17 protein-coding genes and 2 pseudogenes are annotated in these 18787 nt (G+C 67.8%); 9 read left to right on the top strand and 10 right to left on the bottom strand.

The annotated features are described in order from the left end of the window. Positions 1–141: 141 nt before the first annotated feature. From AB0I53_RS41530 to AB0I53_RS41515, 4 genes are all read right to left on the bottom strand, one after another. The gene (locus AB0I53_RS41530) at positions 142–1080 is read right to left on the bottom strand and encodes a sugar ABC transporter permease (RefSeq protein WP_358614648.1); all 939 of its coding nucleotides are present in this window, start codon (positions 1078–1080) and stop codon (positions 142–144) included. Positions 1081–1085: 5 nt separating this feature from the next. Then, positions 1086–1946 (bottom strand): metallophosphoesterase, encoded by an 861-nt coding sequence (locus AB0I53_RS41525; RefSeq protein WP_358614646.1) that lies wholly within the window; start codon positions 1944–1946, stop codon positions 1086–1088. 7 nt (positions 1947–1953) lie between these two features. After that, the gene (locus tag AB0I53_RS41520; protein ID WP_358614644.1) at positions 1954–3336 is read right to left on the bottom strand and encodes an ABC transporter substrate-binding protein; all 1383 of its coding nucleotides are present in this window, start codon (positions 3334–3336) and stop codon (positions 1954–1956) included. A 71-nt stretch (positions 3337–3407) separates the two neighbouring features. Further along, positions 3408–4547, bottom strand: a complete 1140-nt coding sequence (locus AB0I53_RS41515; RefSeq protein ID WP_358614674.1) for an ABC transporter ATP-binding protein — start codon at positions 4545–4547, stop codon at positions 3408–3410. Between the two features lie 478 nt (positions 4548–5025). Between AB0I53_RS41515 and AB0I53_RS41510 the strand changes: the two genes are divergently transcribed. The 6 genes and pseudogenes from AB0I53_RS41510 to AB0I53_RS41485 all read left to right on the top strand — a co-directional run. Then, positions 5026–5838: an MBL fold metallo-hydrolase gene (locus AB0I53_RS41510; protein WP_358614642.1), complete on the top strand. Its 813-nt coding sequence runs from the start codon at positions 5026–5028 to the stop codon at positions 5836–5838. A 203-nt stretch (positions 5839–6041) separates the two neighbouring features. Continuing rightward, on the top strand, positions 6042–6956 hold the full coding sequence (locus AB0I53_RS41505) for a LysR substrate-binding domain-containing protein (RefSeq protein WP_358614640.1): 915 nt from the start codon (positions 6042–6044) through the stop codon (positions 6954–6956). Positions 6957–7126: 170 nt separating this feature from the next. After that, the gene (locus tag AB0I53_RS41500; RefSeq protein ID WP_358614638.1) at positions 7127–7702 is read left to right on the top strand and encodes a DUF4442 domain-containing protein; all 576 of its coding nucleotides are present in this window, start codon (positions 7127–7129) and stop codon (positions 7700–7702) included. An 11-nt stretch (positions 7703–7713) separates the two neighbouring features. Beyond that, positions 7714–8223 carry a PaaI family thioesterase gene (locus AB0I53_RS41495; RefSeq protein WP_358614636.1) on the top strand — a complete coding sequence of 170 codons (510 nt, stop codon included), beginning with the start codon at positions 7714–7716 and terminating at the stop codon, positions 8221–8223. 35 nt (positions 8224–8258) lie between these two features. Then, positions 8259–9143, top strand: a complete 885-nt coding sequence (locus AB0I53_RS41490) for an alpha/beta fold hydrolase (protein WP_358614634.1) — start codon at positions 8259–8261, stop codon at positions 9141–9143. Positions 9144–9489: 346 nt separating this feature from the next. Continuing rightward, a pseudogene (locus AB0I53_RS41485) lies at positions 9490–10722 on the top strand (AMP-binding protein); the annotation flags it as partial. Between the two features lie 500 nt (positions 10723–11222). Here the strand turns inward: AB0I53_RS41485 and AB0I53_RS41480 are convergent. Next, the gene (locus tag AB0I53_RS41480) at positions 11223–11498 is read right to left on the bottom strand and encodes a fatty acid desaturase (protein ID WP_358614672.1); all 276 of its coding nucleotides are present in this window, start codon (positions 11496–11498) and stop codon (positions 11223–11225) included. On the opposite strand from AB0I53_RS41480, the gene AB0I53_RS41475 reads away from it, so the two are divergent. Then, positions 11442–11789: a hypothetical protein gene (locus AB0I53_RS41475; protein WP_358614679.1), complete on the top strand. Its 348-nt coding sequence runs from the start codon at positions 11442–11444 to the stop codon at positions 11787–11789. The two genes, AB0I53_RS41480 and AB0I53_RS41475, sit on opposite strands and share 57 nt — an antisense overlap. Positions 11790–11827: 38 nt before the next feature. Here the strand turns inward: AB0I53_RS41475 and AB0I53_RS41470 are convergent, their stop codons facing one another. From AB0I53_RS41470 to AB0I53_RS41450, 5 genes and pseudogenes are all read right to left on the bottom strand, one after another. Next, complete coding sequence (locus AB0I53_RS41470; RefSeq protein WP_358614632.1) at positions 11828–12229, bottom strand: PaaI family thioesterase; 402 nt, start codon at positions 12227–12229, stop codon at positions 11828–11830. 1484 nt (positions 12230–13713) lie between these two features. After that, positions 13714–14568, bottom strand: a complete 855-nt coding sequence (locus AB0I53_RS41465) for an oxidoreductase (protein ID WP_358491508.1) — start codon at positions 14566–14568, stop codon at positions 13714–13716. Positions 14569–14708: 140 nt separating this feature from the next. Then, positions 14709–15584, bottom strand: coding sequence for a helix-turn-helix transcriptional regulator (locus tag AB0I53_RS41460; RefSeq protein ID WP_358614630.1), 876 nt, complete (start codon positions 15582–15584; stop codon positions 14709–14711). Between the two features lie 342 nt (positions 15585–15926). Further along, complete coding sequence (locus AB0I53_RS41455; protein ID WP_358614678.1) at positions 15927–16226, bottom strand: hypothetical protein; 300 nt, start codon at positions 16224–16226, stop codon at positions 15927–15929. 118 nt (positions 16227–16344) lie between these two features. After that, a pseudogene (locus AB0I53_RS41450) lies at positions 16345–16461 on the bottom strand (hypothetical protein); the annotation flags it as partial. A 485-nt stretch (positions 16462–16946) separates the two neighbouring features. Here AB0I53_RS41450 and AB0I53_RS41445 point away from each other — a divergent pair. Both AB0I53_RS41445 and AB0I53_RS41440 read left to right on the top strand, forming a co-directional pair. Continuing rightward, positions 16947–17174: a hypothetical protein gene (locus AB0I53_RS41445; RefSeq protein ID WP_358614628.1), complete on the top strand. Its 228-nt coding sequence runs from the start codon at positions 16947–16949 to the stop codon at positions 17172–17174. Next, positions 17171–17959 carry a methyltransferase domain-containing protein gene (locus AB0I53_RS41440; RefSeq protein ID WP_358614626.1) on the top strand — a complete coding sequence of 263 codons (789 nt, stop codon included), beginning with the start codon at positions 17171–17173 and terminating at the stop codon, positions 17957–17959. The genes AB0I53_RS41445 and AB0I53_RS41440 overlap by 4 nt, the downstream gene beginning before the upstream one ends. Positions 17960–18787: the final 828 nt, after the last annotated feature.

Genomic DNA, 18787 nt, shown 5'->3' with positions numbered 1-18787 from the left:
AGATCGCACGTGAGCGGCTCCGGGACCCGACGGAAAGATCAGGCTCCGTGCGTTGTTCGACTCGCGCGACGTCGCTCGTCGCTTCGCGTTCCAGTGTGGACGTGGTCATGAGATCGTTCGCCTGCTTTCGCACTTCAGCGATCAGTCGTCGTGGTAGCTGATGCGGTCGGACAACCAGACTAGGAACAGGGCGACGACGCCGAAGGTCGCGAAGAAGATCACGCCCGCTGCCGCACCGAGACCGGCCTGGTGGCTGTGGAAGCCGTAGTCCCACAGCAAGTAGTAGATGTGCGTGGTCGCCGCCGCAGGACCGCCCTGCGTCAGGGTGTCGATCAGCGGGAACGTCCACTGCGCGCCGAGGAGCACCGTCATGAGCACGAGGAAGACCAGCGTCGGTGACAGCAGCGGCAGGGTGACCCAGCGGGTGATCTGCCAGCGGGAGGCCCCGTCGAGCTGGGCCGCGGCCGAGTAGTCGTCGTTGATGCCGGACAGGCCGGCCGAAACCAGCAGAACGGCGAACCCGAGCAGGTGCCAGCCGGTGATCCCGATGATCGAGAGCTGCGCTGGGACGCTCTCGTACAACCAGTTGACGTTGACGCCCAGAAACCGGTTCACGGCCCCCGATCCCGGATCGAGCAGCCACTGCCACACCGCCGCACTGGCGACCGGCGCGACCAGCATCGGTGTGAAGATCAGCGCCCGGTACAACTCCCGGACGCGCCCGCTGACCTGGCGGGTCGCCAGTGCCACGACGACCGGGATCACCACGGTGAACGGCAGCAGCCCGGCGATGACCGCGAGGGTGTACCACACGGCGTTTCCCAGCTCGGGTGCTGCGAGGAGCTGTTCGTAGTTGTCGGTGCCTGCCGGCACCATCGGAGACGTGGGCAGCAGATTCCACGAGTAGAAGGACAGCTGCGCGGTCTGCACCAGCGGCCGGTAGGTCCAGATGATCAGCAGTGCGAGTCCTGGCGCCAGGTAGAGGTAGGGCGGCGCTGCCCGGAGGACTCGCGTGAGCAGCGAAGCCCGTTGCGCGGCCGGTGGGGCGGCTTGGGCAGGCGCGGGTATTTCGACGAACACGGCGTTCACTCCGATTCGGAGAGGTGAGTGTGGATCATGCTCACGACCTCGGCTTCGTCGTTGTCGTAGACGAACGAGGCGACATCGATCGGTACCGCTGTCGCGATCGCGGACTCCGCGAACACGTCGATGCGGGTGATCCCACCGCCGGGCACACCGCGGAGACGTCCCTTCACCAGGGGGTCGATCTGGTTCGCGCACGCTGGTGAGACCCAGACCGGAATCCCCTCCAGAGCGCCACATCCCGTGGAGTGGTTGTGCCCGCTGAGGATGATCCGGACGTCGGTTCCGGCGACGACCTCGCTCAGACGGTCGGCGTCGTACATCCGCAGCAGGTGCACCGGCGGCACGGCCGACGGTAAGGGCGGGTGGTGCAGTGCCAGCACCGTTCCCAGCGGAGCCGGTCGCTCCAGCTCCGCCCGCAGCCAGTCCAGCTGACCCGGGCGAAGGCGGCCGTCGTGCCGGCCGGGCGTGGTGGTGTCCAGGACGACGACGCGCAGGCCGTCGACCCAGTGCACCGCGTCGACAGGCCCGGTCGCCGCCGCGTCCGGCAGGAGCTCGGTGCGGAAGGCCGTGCGCTCGTCGTGATTGCCCATCACGTAGATAACGCGGGCACCGAGCCTGTCGGCCGCGGGCTCGACGACCTCGCGCAGCCTGCGGTACGCGGCGGGGGAGCCGTCGTCGGTGAGATCCCCGGTGAGCAGCAGGGCGGACACCTCGGCCCCGGAGGCCGCCACCGCGGCGAGGGCGGCCTCCAGGTTGATGAACGTGTCCACCGTGCCGTGCTGGAGCTCGCCCATAGGCAGGATGTGGGTGTCGCTCAGCTGGATCAGGGTGTGATCCGGAACGGGAACTCCAGCGGTCATCAGGTTGTCAACCCTTCGGAAGCAGACTCGACGCCTGGTCCTGCGCCGCGCGCAGCGTGGCCTGCGGATCGGCGCCCTGGTAGACGCTCTTCTCCACGGCGGCCATCATGCCGTCGCGAATCTGCTGGTAGTTGACGCCGGGCATGGATACCCAGGGCTCCAGGCGGGCCAGCTGCTCAACGTTCGGCTGCATCAGCGGGTTCTGCTCGGCCCAGGCCTTCAGACCCTCCGGGTCGTTGAGAAGTCCGGTGCGCAGCGGCAGGTAGCCGATCTTGCTGGAGATCATCTCGTAGGCGTCCGCGCTGGTCAGGAACTTGATCAGTTCCCAGGACGCGCGCTGCTTGGCCGGGTCGTCGGACAGCACGAACAGCGACGCCCCCGAGTTGGTCGGCACTGTCGCCTTGCCGTCGAACGCGGGCATCGGGGCGGAGCGTAGATCCCACTTGCCCTTCGCGGCCTTCTCGAAGTTGCCCTGCAGCGAGCTGGATTCGAGGATCATGCCCATCTCGCCGCGGCCGAAGCCTTCGTAGGCCTGCCGCTGGCCGAGAACGGGCGTCGCGCCGGACTTCACCATCTGCTGCGCCATCGTCACGACGTCGAGGGCGGGCTGCTCGGCGTAGGTGAGGGCCTTGCGGTCCTCGGACAGGACTCGCCCGCCGTTGGAGCGCACCATGGCCTGGAAGCACCAGTCCTTGCTGGTCTCGGTGAGGCAGTCGGAGTACGCGCCGTTCTTGCCGGTGGCCGCCTTGATGGCCAGCGCCGCCTTCTCGACCTCGGCCCACGTGGCCGGCGGCTTCGCCGGGTCGAGCCCGGCCTGCTGGAACAGCGAGGCGTTGTAGTAGAGCACGGGCGTGGAGAAGACGAACGGCACGCCGTAGGTCTTGCCGTTCCAGTCACCGAGGTCGCGCGCGGACTCGTGGAAGGGGTGCCGGGGACCGTCGAAGTTGGCCTGCACGGCCTCGCGTCCCACCAGGTCGTCCAGCGGCTTGGCGCGGAGCTGGTTGATGGTGAAGTCGAGCTCGCTGAAGCCGAGCTGCGCGACGTCAGGTGCGCGACCGGCCATCATCTGGTTCTGCACGCTGGAGACGGTGTCCGACACCGGGTTCGGGCTGTTGCCTTGCGGCTTCTGCGCGATCACCTTGATGTTCGGGTGCCGGCGCTGGAACTCGCCGATCAGCGCGTTGAACGTGTCGGTCCACGCACCGGCCTGGCCGAAGTTGTAGCTCTCGAACACGATCTGGACCTGCTGGTCAGGTCGCAGTTCGGGTACCGGGACGACGGAGGTGGTCTGGGTGTTGGTGGTGCCGAGTCCGCCGATTCCGCAGGCGGACGTGGTCAGTGCCAGCACCGCGACGGCCGCGAGGCCGCCGAGCGTGCGTCTTGCCCTCATGTGGTTCTCCTCGTGTTGGAACGGTTTTCACCCGCTGCTCCGTGCCGGGGGCGGGGGTGCGCCGACGGTGGTCACACGGCGGGGGCGTCGAGTGCGATGTGCTTGACGGTGTCCGGCTGGGGGAGCCAGACCAGGCGGCGACCCGTCGTCGGGTCGAACAGATGGGTGTGCTCGGGGAGCGTGGTGAAGGCGACGGGCTCGCCCGTCCGAAGCCCCAGGGGCCGGGGCCCGCGGGCGGCGAGCCTTGTGTCGCCGACCGAGCACAGCGCGACTTCCTCGTTGCCGAGGTTCTCGATCGCGTCGACGACACCCCGGAACAGCGGTCCGCGCGTGTGCTCGCTGACCAGGACGAGATGTTCGGGGCGAACACCGAGCACGACGTCGCGCGACGGCAGGTCGTCGGCCGGGTGCTCCAAGGGCACCTCGACATCGCGGGCCGTGACGCGCAACCGGTCGCCGCGGGTCTCCAGACGGGCGTCGATGAGGTTCATGGGAGGCGATCCCATGAAACCTGCGACGAAAACCGACTCCGGGGTGTCGTAGACCTCGGACGGTGCGCCCGCCTGCTCCAGTCGGCCGTTGTTGAGCACGGCGATCCTGCTGGCCATCGTCATGGCCTCGACTTGGTCGTGGGTGACGTAGAGGAAGGTCGATCCGAGCTGCTGATGCAGCGCGGCGAGTTCGGTGCGGGTCGCGGTGCGCAGCTTCGCGTCCAGGTTGGACAGCGGCTCGTCCATCAGGAACGCACCCGGATCGCGCACCAGAGCACGGCCCAGCGCGACGCGCTGCCGCTGGCCGCCGGAGAGTTCCTTGGGGCGGCGCTTGAGCAGCTCGTCGAGCCCGAGCAGTGCTGCGACCTCGCGGACCTTGCCGTCGATCTGCGTGCGTGACCAACCGCGCGTGCGCAGTGGGAAACCCAGGTTTCGTGCGACGGTCAGGTGCGGGTAGAGCGCGTAGCTCTGGAACACCATCGCCAGGTCGCGGTCCTTCGGCGCGACGTGCGTGATGTCCCGGTCGTCAAGGAGGATGCGCCCCTCGCTCGGGAGCAGGAGCCCGGCGATCATGCGCAGCAGCGTTGACTTGCCGCACCCGCTCGGTCCCAGCAGCACCACGAACTCGCCGTGGTCGATGTCGAGCGTGACCGAATCCACGGCGGCGGTGGTGCCGCGCCGGGCATTTCCGAATCTTTTGCTCAGTCCCTCAATTCGGATTCGGCTCACTGTTAGTCTCGCTCTCCCGTTTGTGGATCGTGGCCGGGCGCATTGTGCCGCCGCCACCGAAAAGGGTCCCGGCTGACTGCGACTCGGGGTGCACCCGGAGCAATTTGAGCATGGCCGTGTGGAATTCCGGTGAACGCCCGGCGAGCCGCCGGTTCGCCGACCGTCTTTGGGGGGCGCGGTGTTCGCGCTGGCCAGCGTCGATTGAAAGGCGTGCACGTCCGATTCCACGTGGCGCGGCAGCGCGTCGGAACGGCCTTGATCCTACGATTGGGATCTCGAATCGAGCGAGATCAAAATCGTGGTTGACGTCACCCGTTCAATCTGGTCGGTGGAAGTTAGTTCTCGCCTGATAGGGGATTTCAATTGTTCATTTCCGGTGGGGAGCTTGTCGTCGCGGATGGTTTTCCGGAAAGCTCGGCCAGAACCGTCGCTGCGCCGGAGCGGCCTGGGTATTCGCTGGAGGAAAAGGATGCGGCTTACCGTGCTGGGCTGCCGAGCGGGGATGCCCGCCGACGGCCAGGCGAGTTCGGGCTACCTGCTGGAGACGGAGGCGACTCGCCTGTTGCTGGACTGCGGCCCGGGGATCGCCACCGCGCTCAGCTCGGTCACCGAGCCCGCGAGCCTGGACGGCATTGTGATCAGCCATTTCCACTCCGACCACTGCTACGACCTGCTGCCCATCGGCAAGAGCCTGCTCAGCGGCCTCGCCCACGAGCCGGGGGCCACCGTCGAGACGATCAGGCGCAGCGGGTTCACGCCCGTGCCGCTGTTCGTGCCGCGTGGATCGGGAGACCTGTTCGCGCGCTGGGCCGGGCTGTTCCCGGTGCACACCTTCCCGCTGCTCGACCAGGCCTTCGAGATCGCCTTCGACGTCCGCGAGTACGACCCGGGCGCGACCTACGCCGTGGGCGAGCTCAGCGTGGCGATGTACGAGACGCGGCACGCGATCCCCAACTGCGGTGTCAGGGTCGAGTCGGCGACGGCGACATTCGCCTATACCGGTGACACGGGTACGACACCGGCCCTCTACGGCCTCGCCGAGGACGCCGACCTGCTGCTCACCGAGGCGACGCTGGCCGAGCCGGAGACCGGCGACCACGGGCACCTCTCCGGCACGGACGCGGGAGTCGTCGCCGCGAAGGCAGGAGTGGGCAGGCTCGTGCTGACGCACTTCGCCTCCGCGGACGAGGGCAGCCTGGAGCACTTGCGCTCGTCGGCGGCGGAGAACTACGAAGGCCAGATCGATCTCGCGGCCCCGGGCGTGCGGTTCGACATCGGCTGAGCACCGATGGCGGTGCCGGATGCCCCGGACCGACACCGCCATCGGCCATGTGATGGAGTTCACCGAGCGTCTTTTGTCTGCGGTTTCGGCTATGTGACACGGCTTGGCTCCACTAGTAGTGCCAATGGTTCACCGGGTGTTCCTCGGAGGTGCATACCGTCTGTCGAGCACAGAGCTGTCCGACAGCTGCCCCGGGGGGCAATGTGGAATTCAGGCACCTTGAATCCTTCCTAGCGATCGCCGAAGAGCTGCACTTCGGGAGGGCCGCCGCCAAGTTGCACCTGGCGCAGCCGTCGCTGAGTCAGCACCTGCAACGACTGGAACGCAGCGTGGGCACCGAACTGGTCGCCCGCACCTCGCACGAAGTCCGGCTCACGCCCGCCGGCGAAGCCTTCCGCGACCAGGCCCGCGCGATCGTGGCGCAGGTGTACAAGGCCGGGCAAACGGCCCGCGAGGCCGCCGCAGGCCGGTCGGGAACCGTCGACGTCGGGTACAACTTCGCAGCTGGGCAGCACGTCCTGCCCGCGGTGCTCACCAAGATGCACACCGACCACCCCAACGTCAGCGTCACGCTGCACGAGATGCGCACCGGTCCGCAGCTGCAGGCGCTGCGGGCCGGCGATGTGGACGTGGCCATGGTCTACGGGAGGCCGGTCGGTGCCGAGTTCGAGTCCCGACCGCTGGCGAAGTTCCCGCTCGTCGCGGTGGTCGGGCCGGGCCACAAGTGGGCTGGACGGCCCGGCGCCTCGTTCAGCGAGCTCGCGCACGAGCCGTGCATCCTGTTCGGGCGCGAGCAGTGTCCCGCGATGTACGACTCGATCCTCGGCGCGGCGTCGAGCAGCGGCATCACGCTCAACGTCGAGTACGAGATCGACGATCCCGGTGCCGTGGCGATCATGACGTCGGTGAAACCCCTGGTCGGTTTCGCGTCGACGCTGCGGGGCAGGCACATCAGCGGCAACGTGCGGGCGGTGCCCGTGCGGCTGTACGACCCGGTGCCCACCGTCGAGCTCTTCGTCGCGTGGCTGAGCGGGAAGACCTCTCCGGCCGCCGATCTGTTCCTCGAATGCGTCGAAACGCAGGCGACGGTGCCCGGAGAGGAACCGCTGCAGGTCTAAGCGGGCGAACAACGGCTGAACTTCGCGTGTGATCCATCGGTGCCGCCATCGGATCCGGCTATCGCCCGATGGCCGTCCGAGGACTCCGTTGACGCTTTCCGGTGTGCCGCAGAAGTATTCGCCCTTGACGAGGTTCGGATCTTCACCGCGCACCCGGAGGACGACACATCGTGGCGCAGCAGCTGAATCGGGACGTGTTCGAGGGGTTCGCACCGTACGCGGGCTCCTCGGACGGCACGGCACCCGACTACGAGAAGATGTGCGAGCACGCCAACACGATGGTGCCGTTCAGCAACCACGTCGGCACCCGCATGATCGAGATCAGCCCGGAGCGGGGAGTCGTGGAGGTCCCGGCCGGCGAGCAGATGCACAACCACATGGGCGGCGTCCACGCCGGCGCCCAGTTCCTCGCCGCCGAGCTCGCCGGGGCGATGGCCTTCGGCGGAGCGTTCGCGCCGGTGATCACCCAGGTGAAGCTGTTCATCCTGCGCAGCTGCACGGTGTCGTTCCTCAAGCCCGGACTCGGCCGCATCCGCGCGGTCGCCACGCTGGATCCTCGCACCGTCGCCGACGTGCTCAGCGGAGAGATCACCGGGCGGTTCGAACTCGACGGCAAGGCCTGGCTCTACGACGACAACGACACGGCTGTGGGCAAGGTCTACCTCGACTACGTCGTCGACGTGCAGCCCAATGGCGGCGCCAGTATCGAAACCCCTTCCCAGCAACGAAACACGACGCACGCATAGGGATGGTCGACATGTCACAGCAAGCACCGAGCCTCTTCAGGCCCCTGGCGGAGCACGGCGCGGGCACCCCGGATTTCGAGAAGCTTCGCGAGGTCACCAACGCGATGGTGCCCTTCAGCGTCCACGTCGGCGTCCAGATCACCGAGATCGGTGTGGAGCGCGCCATCGCCGAGATCCCGGTGAAAGACGCCATGAACAACCACATGGGCAGCGTGCACGCGGGCGCGTTGTTCCTGGCGGCTGACATCGCCAACGGCTCGGCGTTCGTGGGCGCGATGGCTCCGCGACTGGCCTCGGTGACCCGGTTCGTGGTCCGCGAATCCCGGTGCACGTTCCTCAAGCCGGCCTTCGGCCGGATCCGCGCCATCGCCACGGTCGACGAGCGCATCGTCTCCGATGTGTTGTCCCGCAACAGCACCGAGAAGTTCGACATCGACACCAAGGCCTTGTGCTACGACGACAACGACGTTCTTGTCGCCAAGTTCTCCTTCGACTGCGTCTGCAACATCACCGCGGACTGACGCGAACCTGTCCGGCACCGCACCAAGGAGCCCCCATGTCCGAAGACAACCCGGCGCCGACCGGATTCCATGCGCTGGAAGCCGTCGAGGTGACCACCCCCGACAACGTCCGGTTCGTCGTGCGCGTCAAGCCGCAAGACGACCCCAGTGCCCCGGTGGTCCTCGTTCTGCCCGCGATGGCGATGAAGGCCAAGTTCTACTACCCGCTGGTCAAGGCGCTGCACGGCGAGGGACTGTCGGTGGCCACAGCCGACCTGCGAGCGCAGGGTGAGAGCACACCTTCGCTGGAGGACAGCGGCAACTTCGGTTACCGCGAGATCGTGGAGACCGACCTGCCCGCGATCACCGAAGCCGTGGCGAAGCGCTTCCCCGAGGCCGCGCTGCACGTGTTCGGCCACAGCCTCGGCGGCCAGACCGCGCTGCTGCACGCCGCCGCCGACCCGGGCCGGATCGCCGGACTGTGCCTGTTCGCCACCGGAAGCGTGTTCTGGCGCGCGTTCCCGCCCGAGCGCCGGTTGAGCGTGCTGGCCGGTGGTCGCTACATCGGGTCGGTGTCGAAGCTGCGCGGCCGCTGGCCGGGCGGGCTCTTCGTGCCCACACCCGTCGCGGGCCGGGTGATGACCGACTGGTGTTACCAGAACCTGACCGGACGCTATCGACTCGGCGGCTCGAAGCGGAACTACGCGCCGCTGCTGCGCGAGCTGACCATGCCGGTGATGGCGATCTCCCTGGACGACGACGAACTGGGGCCGAAGTCCAACGTCGACTACCTGTGCACCCGCATTCCCCGGGCCAAGCTGACCCGCCGGCACTGGGACGCCGAGTCCGGCGTCGTGGAGAACCTGGACCACTTCGGGTGGATCAAGGACAGCCCGGCGGTCGCGGGCAAGGTCGCTGAGCGGATCACTGACGCAGCTTGACCGCACCGAGACCCAGGGGCGCACCGCGAGACAACAGCGGTGCGCCCCTGTGGGTTTGCGGCAATAGGACATCGCAACCGCGCGTTAGCCAGAGCCTCATTGCCCCACCACCGCGGGCGAACCAAGATTGAACGCAGGTCGGCACGACGGCGTGTCCCTCGCAGGGAAGACCGCCGCGTGACGCGACCTCCAACCGGTGTCCGCGTGCGCACCGGATGCCTTCCTTGCGCCTCCACGCCGAGTCCGAAGCGAACCACCCCGGGCAGCCGTGAACGCGAACGACCTTGCTCCCCGCCGCGTTCCCAAGCACGGGTGTCGTGTCCGAAATCGACGGTGAAGGTGATCAGTGGTGCGGGAAAGCAGCGGTGGCGAGGGCCTGAGACTGCCCGACGATCAAGGCCTCGCGCATGTCGTGGACGAAGGAGCCCGGCTCACGCCGGACCGACCGATGTTCAGCAGGCGGGTCGAGGGCGAGTGGCAGGACATCACCTGCCGCGAGGTCGCCGAGGACGTGCGTCGCGTGGGCCGGAGCCTCATCGAGGCCGGAGTGCGCCGCGGCGACCGCGTCGCAGTGCTGGGAAACACCTGTTATGAGTGGGTGCTGGCTGATTTCGCCGTGCTGAGCATCGGCGCGATCACCGTTCCCATCTACCCGACCGCCTCGGAGGAGCAGGTCCGGCACATCATCACCGACTCCGGCGCCACCAGGTGCTTCGCTGAGACCACCGACCAGCGGCAGGAGCTCGTGCGCATCGGCGGCGAAGCCTGGCACGTGTGGGAGTTCGCGGACCTGGCCGACTGGCGCGCGCACGAGGTGTCCGACGCCGTCCTCGCCGAGCGGCGCGCGCAGGTGCGGGCCGACCACCTGGCGACGATCGTCTACACCAGCGGCACCACCGGCATGCCCAAGGGCTGCATGCTGACTCACCGCAACATGTTCGCCGCCTCCGCAGCCAGCGTCGAGCACCTCGGCGAGGCCTGGCGGACCAGTGGGGGAGAGCAGGCCTCGACGCTGCTGGTGCTTCCCCTGTCGCACATCTTCGGCCGGACCATCCTCGGAGCTTGCCTCTACGCCGGAACGCGGACCGCGCTTCTGCCGGGCTTCCCCGCGTTGCTCGGTGCGTTCGGCTCGTTCCGTCCCAGCTTGATGGGGCTGGTTCCCTACGCACTGGAGAAGATCCGCAAGGCCGCCCGCCAGATGGGCGTCGACCCAGCCGCCGAGAACGTCGCCATCGAGGCTGGCCGGGCGCGCTTCGCAGGTGAGCCGATCCCCGCCGAACTCCGCGAGGAGTTCGACAGGCTCGACTCGACGGTGTTCGCGACGCTGCGCGAGGGCCTCGGTGGACGGTGGACGCACGTGATCTCCGGCGGTGCCTCGCTGGACGAGACGACGGCACTGTTCTTCCGCGGGATCGGCGTCAACGTCCTGGGCGCCTACGGGCTGACCGAAGCCGCGACCGCGGTCACGATCAACCCGTTGGAGGACAACCGGATCAACAGCTCGGGCCGCCCCGTCCCCGGTGTCACCGTCGCGCTGTCCGAAGTGGATGAAGTCCTCGTTCGCGGGCTGAACGTGACGCCCGGTTACTGGCCTGGTGCCGCCGAGGGTGACCCGCTGGCGGTCCACGACGCGGCTTCGGACTGGTTCCCCACCGGTGACCTCGGTCGTCTCGACGAGGACGGTTACCTCTACATCACCGGGCGCCGCAAGGAGATCCTGGTGACCAGCAGCGGCAAGAACATCTCGCCGACGCCGCTGGAGGACCGCGTCCGGCTGCACCCGCTGGTGAGCAACTGCATGGTGGTCGGTGACGATCGTCCGTTTGCCAGCGCGCTGATCACGGTGGACCCGGTGGCGGCCGGAAAGTGGGCCGCCGACAGCGGAGTCGACCTGCAGACCCCCGGCTGGGCCGAAGATCCTGGTCTGGTGGCGGAGCTGCGGTCCGCTGTGGACGAGGCGAACGCGCTGGTCTCGCGGGCGGAGTCGATCCGCGAGTTCCGGGTGCTGGAGACCGACTTCACACTCGACGCGGGTCACCTGATCGAACTCAGCGGGTTTCGCCGACCCCATCGATGGGCTCACCGAGGTCTACACAGGAAGTGGGAGTGCATCAGGCCGCGCAGACGCCCTCTCAGGCCTGGACCGGCGAGGTTGGGCGAGTGCGGATCGCCCTCGCGGTCGCTGCACTCGTGGTGGCGCCGGTGCAGCGCGACCCAGGACACCATGCCGCCCTGACCCGCCATTGACCCGGCCACGGCGAGAAGGTTCGCGATCCACGGCTTGGCCTTGAAGGAGCGGTGGGTGAACAGCCGGTGGTAACCCACGCTGATGCCGAGGCCGGTGACGATCCACATGGCCAGCAGCAGCACCAGTTCCGGCGCCCCGAACGGATGCACGGCGAGGAAGGCGAATGCGGCAACGGTGCCGAAGATGGGCAGAACGTCGAACAGGAGGAAGTGGCGGCGCTGGAGCCGGTGCACGTAGGCGTTGCTGATCGTCTTCCTGCGCGGTTCCTGGCGGGAGATACCGGTGTCGTCTTCAGTGGACTCAACGTCGTTTTCGGCCATCTCAACCTCGAAGGTAGCGGCGAGCACGCTTTCGCTCAAAAGCTAAGCGACCGCGGCCGATTTGTCCCAAGCCGGTAGGCAATGTCAATCGCACGATTGCGCAACCGACTGGTGCGTCAGGATCTCGCGGGCTTGGTGACGGGCATGATGGTGGCCAGAACGGTGGCGACGTGCTTCTCCTTCTCGCCGGTGATGGCGAACACGTCACCGGCGGCGATCACCAGACGCGAGGAGGCCTTGACGACGCGCCCGCGCCCGACCAGCTTCTCACCGACGGCCGGTGCGAGCAGGTGGAGCTTGTACTCCGTGGTGACGACGTCGCCGACGATCGACGCTGCCGCCCAGGTGCACGCGTTGTCCGCGACGCACCCGACGATCGCCCCGTGCGCGAACCCGTGGTGCTGGGTCAGGTCCTTGCGGATCGGCACCTCCAGCTCAGCGACGCCGTCGGAACACACGGTGATCTCGGTGCCGAGAAAGGCGGTGAACGGAGAATTCGGGATGATCTGATCCCGCATCATATCCAGAGTAGCGACCTGCCGGTCATTCATCGGCTTCACGGAATTCTCCTTCACTGAGCAGCAGCGCCGCTGCAGATTAGCACTGCGATCTACACAGCGGAGGTCCGAAAATCTGGATGAACTCGCGATTGGAAATACCGATCGCACGAACATTCGCTCCTATTGCGAAAATGCGAAAGGTGACCGACACCCTGTTCACTTCGGCATTGCGCTAACGAGGTTCGTGTGCTCGCTCGTGTTGGAATTAGTCGAAGTCGAGGCCGCGGCGACCGGTCTCGTCTCGTTGTGCTGGGCGTAGGCGAAGCGGCCGATCTAGTCACGTTCGTAGTGTCCATGGTGTCGTCGCAGAGATGAGGGGCCAGCCGCCGGCGCTCGGCCCAGCCGGAGAACCTGCGAGGTGGGGCCGACGTAGGCGACGGGGAGCTGTGTGCGTGGTGCGGATTCGGCAGTGGGCTGCTGTTGGTGGGGGAATGGTGTTGGCCGGGCTGCTCTGTTCGGGTGTAGGTGGAATGGTTCGCTGTCATGGGTGAGGACTTTGTGGGTCTCGGTTTCGAGGCGGGAAAGGAGTCGAGATGAGTGGGTTGACTGGTTCGGGTTTTGTGGATGCTGTGGCGGGACGTCGTCGTGGTTCGCCGCGGTCTGGTGCGAGGCCGGTGGGTGGTGTGCGGTTTGCGTTTTATGGGCGGATGTCGACCAGTGAGCTTCAGGATCGGGGGACGTCGCGTGCGTGGAGAGCGCCCGCTGACGATGTCGCGACCGAGCTCCTTGGCCGGACCACCTCCACGTGCGTGGAGAGCGCCCTTTGCGACCTGCAGTTTTAGGTGGCGGGTTCTCCGTTTTCGGCGCGGGGTGACAGCAAGGCTGGTTGCATGTGTTTGGTCTGCCCCGCCAACTGGGATGACCAGTCGATGTCGCTGGGCGCCCCGTCGCCGCACTGACCAGCGCAAACCCGCCGCCTGGTTGGCGGGATCAGGGGAAGATCCGGCCAGGATTGAACGCTGACGCTGTATTCCCAGGTCAGTGAGGCGCAAATACGAGTCGTTGGGTTGGACTCACCGCGCCCGGCGGTCGACGGCATCCGGCGCGAGAGGACAGGACGGACTCGTCGGGGTGCGAGGCGCGGGCCACTGGTTCGCGCACGCTCGAACGCGACAACGGACACCGGCGGGGACCTCGGCCAGCGTGCCGAACATGACGGTCTCGTCCAGCACCACAGGGTTGCCGGAGTATCCGGGAAATTTCGGGCGCATTTACCTGACCAGCGGTAATGGAAGTCGATCCGGTGTGCTGGACGCCCTACTGACCCGGCAGGTCGTCCTCGTCGGCCGTCGCGGCACGCCCGCCGATCAGGCGTTGGCGGAGGTCGAGTTCCTCCGGGGTGAGTGGCTCAGCACCGCAGCCCATCGGGGGAGTCCGTCGACGTGGTCGACCAGGTTCGACGGCTGGTCGACCACGCGCTCACCGCGACGGCGACCGCTGTGTCAGGAGGAGACGGTGACTCCGCCATCGGAGCGATCGGTGGACAGGCTGAGGTCCTTCCAGGTGTCGATGTCGTTCTGGACACGCTGGCGTCCGGCCGTGACCAGGCGCAGGGCGTCCGAGCCGAGCAGCAGGTGCACGGGTGGCGTGTCGGCGTCGAGCACGGTGAGGATGGCCTGGCCGGCGCGGTCGGGATCGCCGATCCCCTGGCCGGCCAGGGCCTGGCGGCGGGCGCGGATCGGATCGAACAGCTCGTCGTAGTCGGGGATGCCGCGTGGCGCGCGGGCCAGCGACCGGCCCGCCCAGTCGGTCGCGAACGCGCCGGGGGCCACCGCGGTCACCCGCACCCCGAACTGCGCGACCTCTTGTGCGAGTCCCTCGGTGATGCCCTCCATCGCGTGCTTGCTGCCCTCGTAGAACGACAGGCCGGGGAACGTGGTCATCCCGCCCATCGAGGTGATCACGAAGATGTGACCGCCCCGCCGTTCGCGCATACCGGGCAGCACCGCCTTCATGGTCGCCACCGTGCCGAACACGTTGACCTCGAACTGGCGGCGCAGATCGGCCATCGGGGACTCCTCGAAGGTGCCCTCGACGCCGTAGCCGGCGTTGGCCACGAGCACCTCGATCGGCCCCAACGCGGCTTCGGCGGCGCGCACGGTCGGCTCGATCCGGTCCTCGTCGGTCAGGTCGAGGATGAAGGCCCGGGCCCGTTCGGCGTCCAGGGACTGGAAGGCGGCCGCGTGCTGGTCGGTGCGCACCGTGCCAGCCACCCGGTGCCCGGCCGCCAGCGCCCGCCGGGCGATCGCCAGTCCGAGCCCGGTGCTGACGCCGGTGACCAGGAACGTCTTGCTCATCAGGGATTTCCTTTCAGTGACGGCCCTCAGGCCGTGATCGAGCGCCGCCGGGCGCGTGTGCGCACGGCGATATCGACTCCGCGTGCGCGGCGCACTCGTGTCTGGGTGATGGGGGGTGGCCGGATGCCCGCTGGGGCCGGTCAGGAGTCGGCGTCAGCGCTCCGGGGTGCCGCGGCCGTGGGCTCGCTTCCCCAGCTGGCGAGCAGCCGTAGGCGCTCCTCACTGGGGGAGCCGGTCGGGGCGGAGTAGACCAGCATCGACAGGCTCGGGTCGGCGACCGGGGTGAAGATCTCGAATTGCAGCTCGAGGTCACCGACGATGTGGTTGTGGATCCGTTTCCTGCCGGTGCTGCGTTCGTGGACGCGGTGCTCGGACCACCACGCCGGGAACTCCGGTGACCGCACCATCAGCTCGCCGATCAGGTTGGCGATGCGCTGGTTGCGGGGCTGGTCCGCGGCGGCCAGCCGCAGCACGTGGACGTAGTCACGGGCCACGCGCTCCCAGTCGCACCAGACCAGGCGCGCGCGGGGGTCCAGCAGCGTCCAGCGGACCATGTTGCGTTCCCGGCGGGGCAGTGTGGCGATATCGGGGAACACCAGTGCCCACAGCGCGTTCCCGGCGACGATCTCGAGATTGCCGTCGCGGACGTAGGCAGGGCACAAGTCCATCGACTCCAGCACCTGTCGCATCGCCGGCCGCAGTCGCGCCGAGTGTTCGCCGCGATCCCGCATCCCGGATGCGGTGCCGGCGAGGGTGAACAGGTGCCGTCGCTCGACGTCGTCCAGCCGTAGGGCGTCGGACAGGGCAAGCAGCACCTGCTCGGAGGGCTGTCCGGCGCGGCCTTGTTCAAGCCGGGTGTAGTACTCGGCGCTCACCCCGGCCAACCGGGCGACCTCGCCGCGCCGCAGGCCGGCGACGCGGCGACCGACACCGAGCTCGACCGGGAGCCCGATCTCTTCCGGTGTGAGTCCGGCGCGGCGGGCGCGGAGGAAGTCGCCCAGTTCCTTGTTGGCCATGCCTCAAGTCTGAGCTCACTGTGATCACCCGCCAATGGGGTAGGTGGCCCTGCGAGGACCACCCAGGCAGATCCGCAGGTCGGGAGCTTGGCGGCGGCGGCCAAGCTTGGCGATCTCGGAACTCGTGAAGGACTGTGTCGCCTGCTAGACCCACTCCTCCTAGAGCGCTGACCGTCCGCGCCGTCGGCCTCGGCGACATCGCGCAACGCGACCAGTACCCCGGCCACCACGCTGGCGGCCTTGCGGAACCGCGGCAGCGTCCGCAGCTTCTCCGCCACCGACAACCGCTCCGCCCGCGCCAGCAGCTTGGTCGCCATCACCGCGTCGAACAGCAGCAACGCGTCATCGACCGCCGCGCTCTCCAGGTGCCGCACGGTGGCCACCATCGTGGCCGCCCGTCGCTCCGAGGTCAGCCCCCGGATCGTCGGGGCCTTGGCGGTCATGCCGTAGCGGCCAGCTCGGCTTGCTTGGGATCCGGGACAGGTCGACCTCGCCGGCCTTGAAGGCGAACACCTCCTCGGCCCGGTCCACGGCCAGTTTCAGGCCCTGGCCGCTGACCGAGGTCACCGTTCGGCGCAGCCGTTCCAGTTCCGAGACGTGCCCACCCTCGGGCACCTCCAACAGCCCGACCAGCGTGGCCACCAACTCCGGTGTCGGGGCGGGCGATCAGGCCGTGGATGCGCTCGTACTCCCCGGTCCGGACCTCGGTCACCAGCCTGGACAGCACCGAGATGCCCGGCAGCAGCACCCGCTCGCGCAGCATCCACACCACCGCCCGGTCGAACAGCGTCCGCCGCGACTCCAGCGAGTTCCACACCCGCGAGGCCACATACGACCGCAGGTTCAGCTCGCCGTCGGTGAACTCCTTGTAGCGCAACAGTTTCCGGATCTCGCGGGCGTGTTCGTGCTACCAGGCGAGGCTTCTCTGCCCTGTCGAGAGCTGTTGATATTGCGCTCCGGACGCTGGCCAACATGAGCGTCGATGCCGAGCACAGACGTTGCCGGGCATACTGGGCTCGCCGGGTCCGACTGGGACCCCAAGGCGCGAGGATGCAGCCCATGGCTGACCTCTGCTGGTGACCGGACGGCGGTTGGCAAGGATCGCTGCTGGGATTTCTCTCGGAGGTCTTGCACTTGCCAACCAATGGATCTTCGCCCTGATCGTCCTGCTGTTACTCACTGCGACCTGCGGGGTCGTACTTCCTGCGATCTGGTCTGCAAAGCCGTCGCGTCGTCGTGACGCGCGCGCAGTCCTGGAAGTGCTGTGGACGGAACGGCCGTCAGGAGACCAACGGCCGTGACCCCAGCAGCGAACCCCACCAGCCCCGAGCTCCCCGAGGCTCCGAGCTTCGTGCCAGTTCCGTGGAACCAACTGCTGCCTGCACCGCCCTCGAACACGTAGGACTTGCCGTAGACATCGCCGTTCCGCTGATCAAGACCGGCGGACAACAATGCTGCGAATTCAACGCTGACATTCCCGGAAGCGGCTGGTTCATCGCCACGGGCTGGCTCACCCGGTTCCTCGGTTGGGCTTTTGCCACCTTGTTCGTCGCTGGATTTACAGGACTTGTCCGTAAACTGGTGCGGTGAACCGCTATCTGCTCGACAACCGTCGCCCGGAGGCTGGCGAACGGTTCGCGGCGCTCGCCGAGATGTTCGACCCGTGGACCTTTCGTCACCTCGACGACCTGGGGCTCGGTGAAGGATGGCGGTGCTGGGAGGTCGGTGCCGGCGGCGTCTCGGTGCCGCGCGGCCTGGCGGAGCGCGTGGGGACCAGCGGCCGGGTGCTGGCCACAGACATCGACGTGTCGTGGGCCGAGCCCGCGGCCGGCGGCGCGCTCGAGGTACGCCGGCACGACGTGATCCGCGACCCACCGCCGGCGGAGACGTTCGACCTGGTCCACGCCCGGCTGGTCCTGGTCCACCTGAAGGATCGCGCGGCCGCGATGCGAGTCATGATCGATGCGCTCCGGCCGGGCGGATGGCTGGTGATCGAGGACGGGGACCCAGCCCTGCAGCCACTCGCCTGCCCGGACGAATGCGGCCCCGACGAAGCGCTGGCGAACCGGCTGCGCACCCGGATCCGAACGCTGATGGCCGAGCACGGGGCGGACCTCGCATACGGCCGCACGCTGCCCCGGCTGCTGCGTGAGTCAGACCTGACGGACGTTGGCGCCGAGGCCTACTTCCCCATCGCGTCACGCGCGTGCGCGGTCCTGGAGGCGGCCACGGTCCAGCACGTCCGCGACCAGCTCCTGGCCGCGGAACTGGCGACGCCAGAGGAGATCGAGACGCATCTCGCGAACCTCGCGCACGGCGACCTGGACCTCATGCTCGCACCGATGATCACCGCATGGGGCCGCAAGCCGGCCTGATACTCCAGACAACCGGCCGCTCGGTACTGGTACAGATGCGAATCCAACTGTCGCCAATTCCGGCGGACAGGTCTACCAGGGAGTCCAGTCCAACCACTGCGCACGCCGTCGAGGTCTACAACGCGCTGTCGGCTTGGGAAGACCGCGGCAACAGCTGGCATCTCTGCGATCTGCTGCTGAGCCGGGGACACCGGTTGGGCAGCTACGCGGCCGATGACGCCCATATCCAGCCCCAGGACCCGCCAGGCCGCGCAGCGTGGGTGCAGGTACGCGATTTGGTGGATGGAGTCGCGCCTACACACCGAGCCGAGTCCAACCCGGTGTTGGGCGGATAGGTCGATCCCGGCCCGTCGGTACATCTCGTCGTGACGCTCGTAGTCCTCAATGGACCACCCTTGAAGAACTGGAATCCAAGGCACAGCGGGGAATTCGCGGGCTAGATGCCGGTAGGAGTCGAGGGTCCATCCTTGGTGGTCGGTGACGGTCGCGCTGGAGCGGGCGAGCACCTGCGGTTCGCACATCCATTCACTGCCCGACAAGCGGTAAGCCGCGCCTGCTTGGCGTAGCACACCCCGGTGATAGGCGTCGTCGAGGAAGGCCAGCACTGCCCAGGGCAACTGTCCAGTCAGTGGAAGCCAGATGCGTGCGAGGACTATCCACTGTCCCCACGCAGTCACACTGAGTACGCTGCCGAACGCAACCCCAAGGCTGGCAACAACCCCGCCCACGACCATGCTTAGAGCGTGTCTCGTTTGGATCTTGGTGGGGTTTGCGGGCATGATCTTGGTTCGTGGTTGATGAGTTGTCGCGACGGTTGGTGCCCGATGA

Source organism: Saccharopolyspora sp. NPDC050389, from assembly GCF_040655595.1.
GTDB lineage: Bacteria > Actinomycetota > Actinomycetes > Mycobacteriales > Pseudonocardiaceae > Saccharopolyspora.
This window is presented reverse-complemented; position numbering and strand designations above follow the sequence as displayed.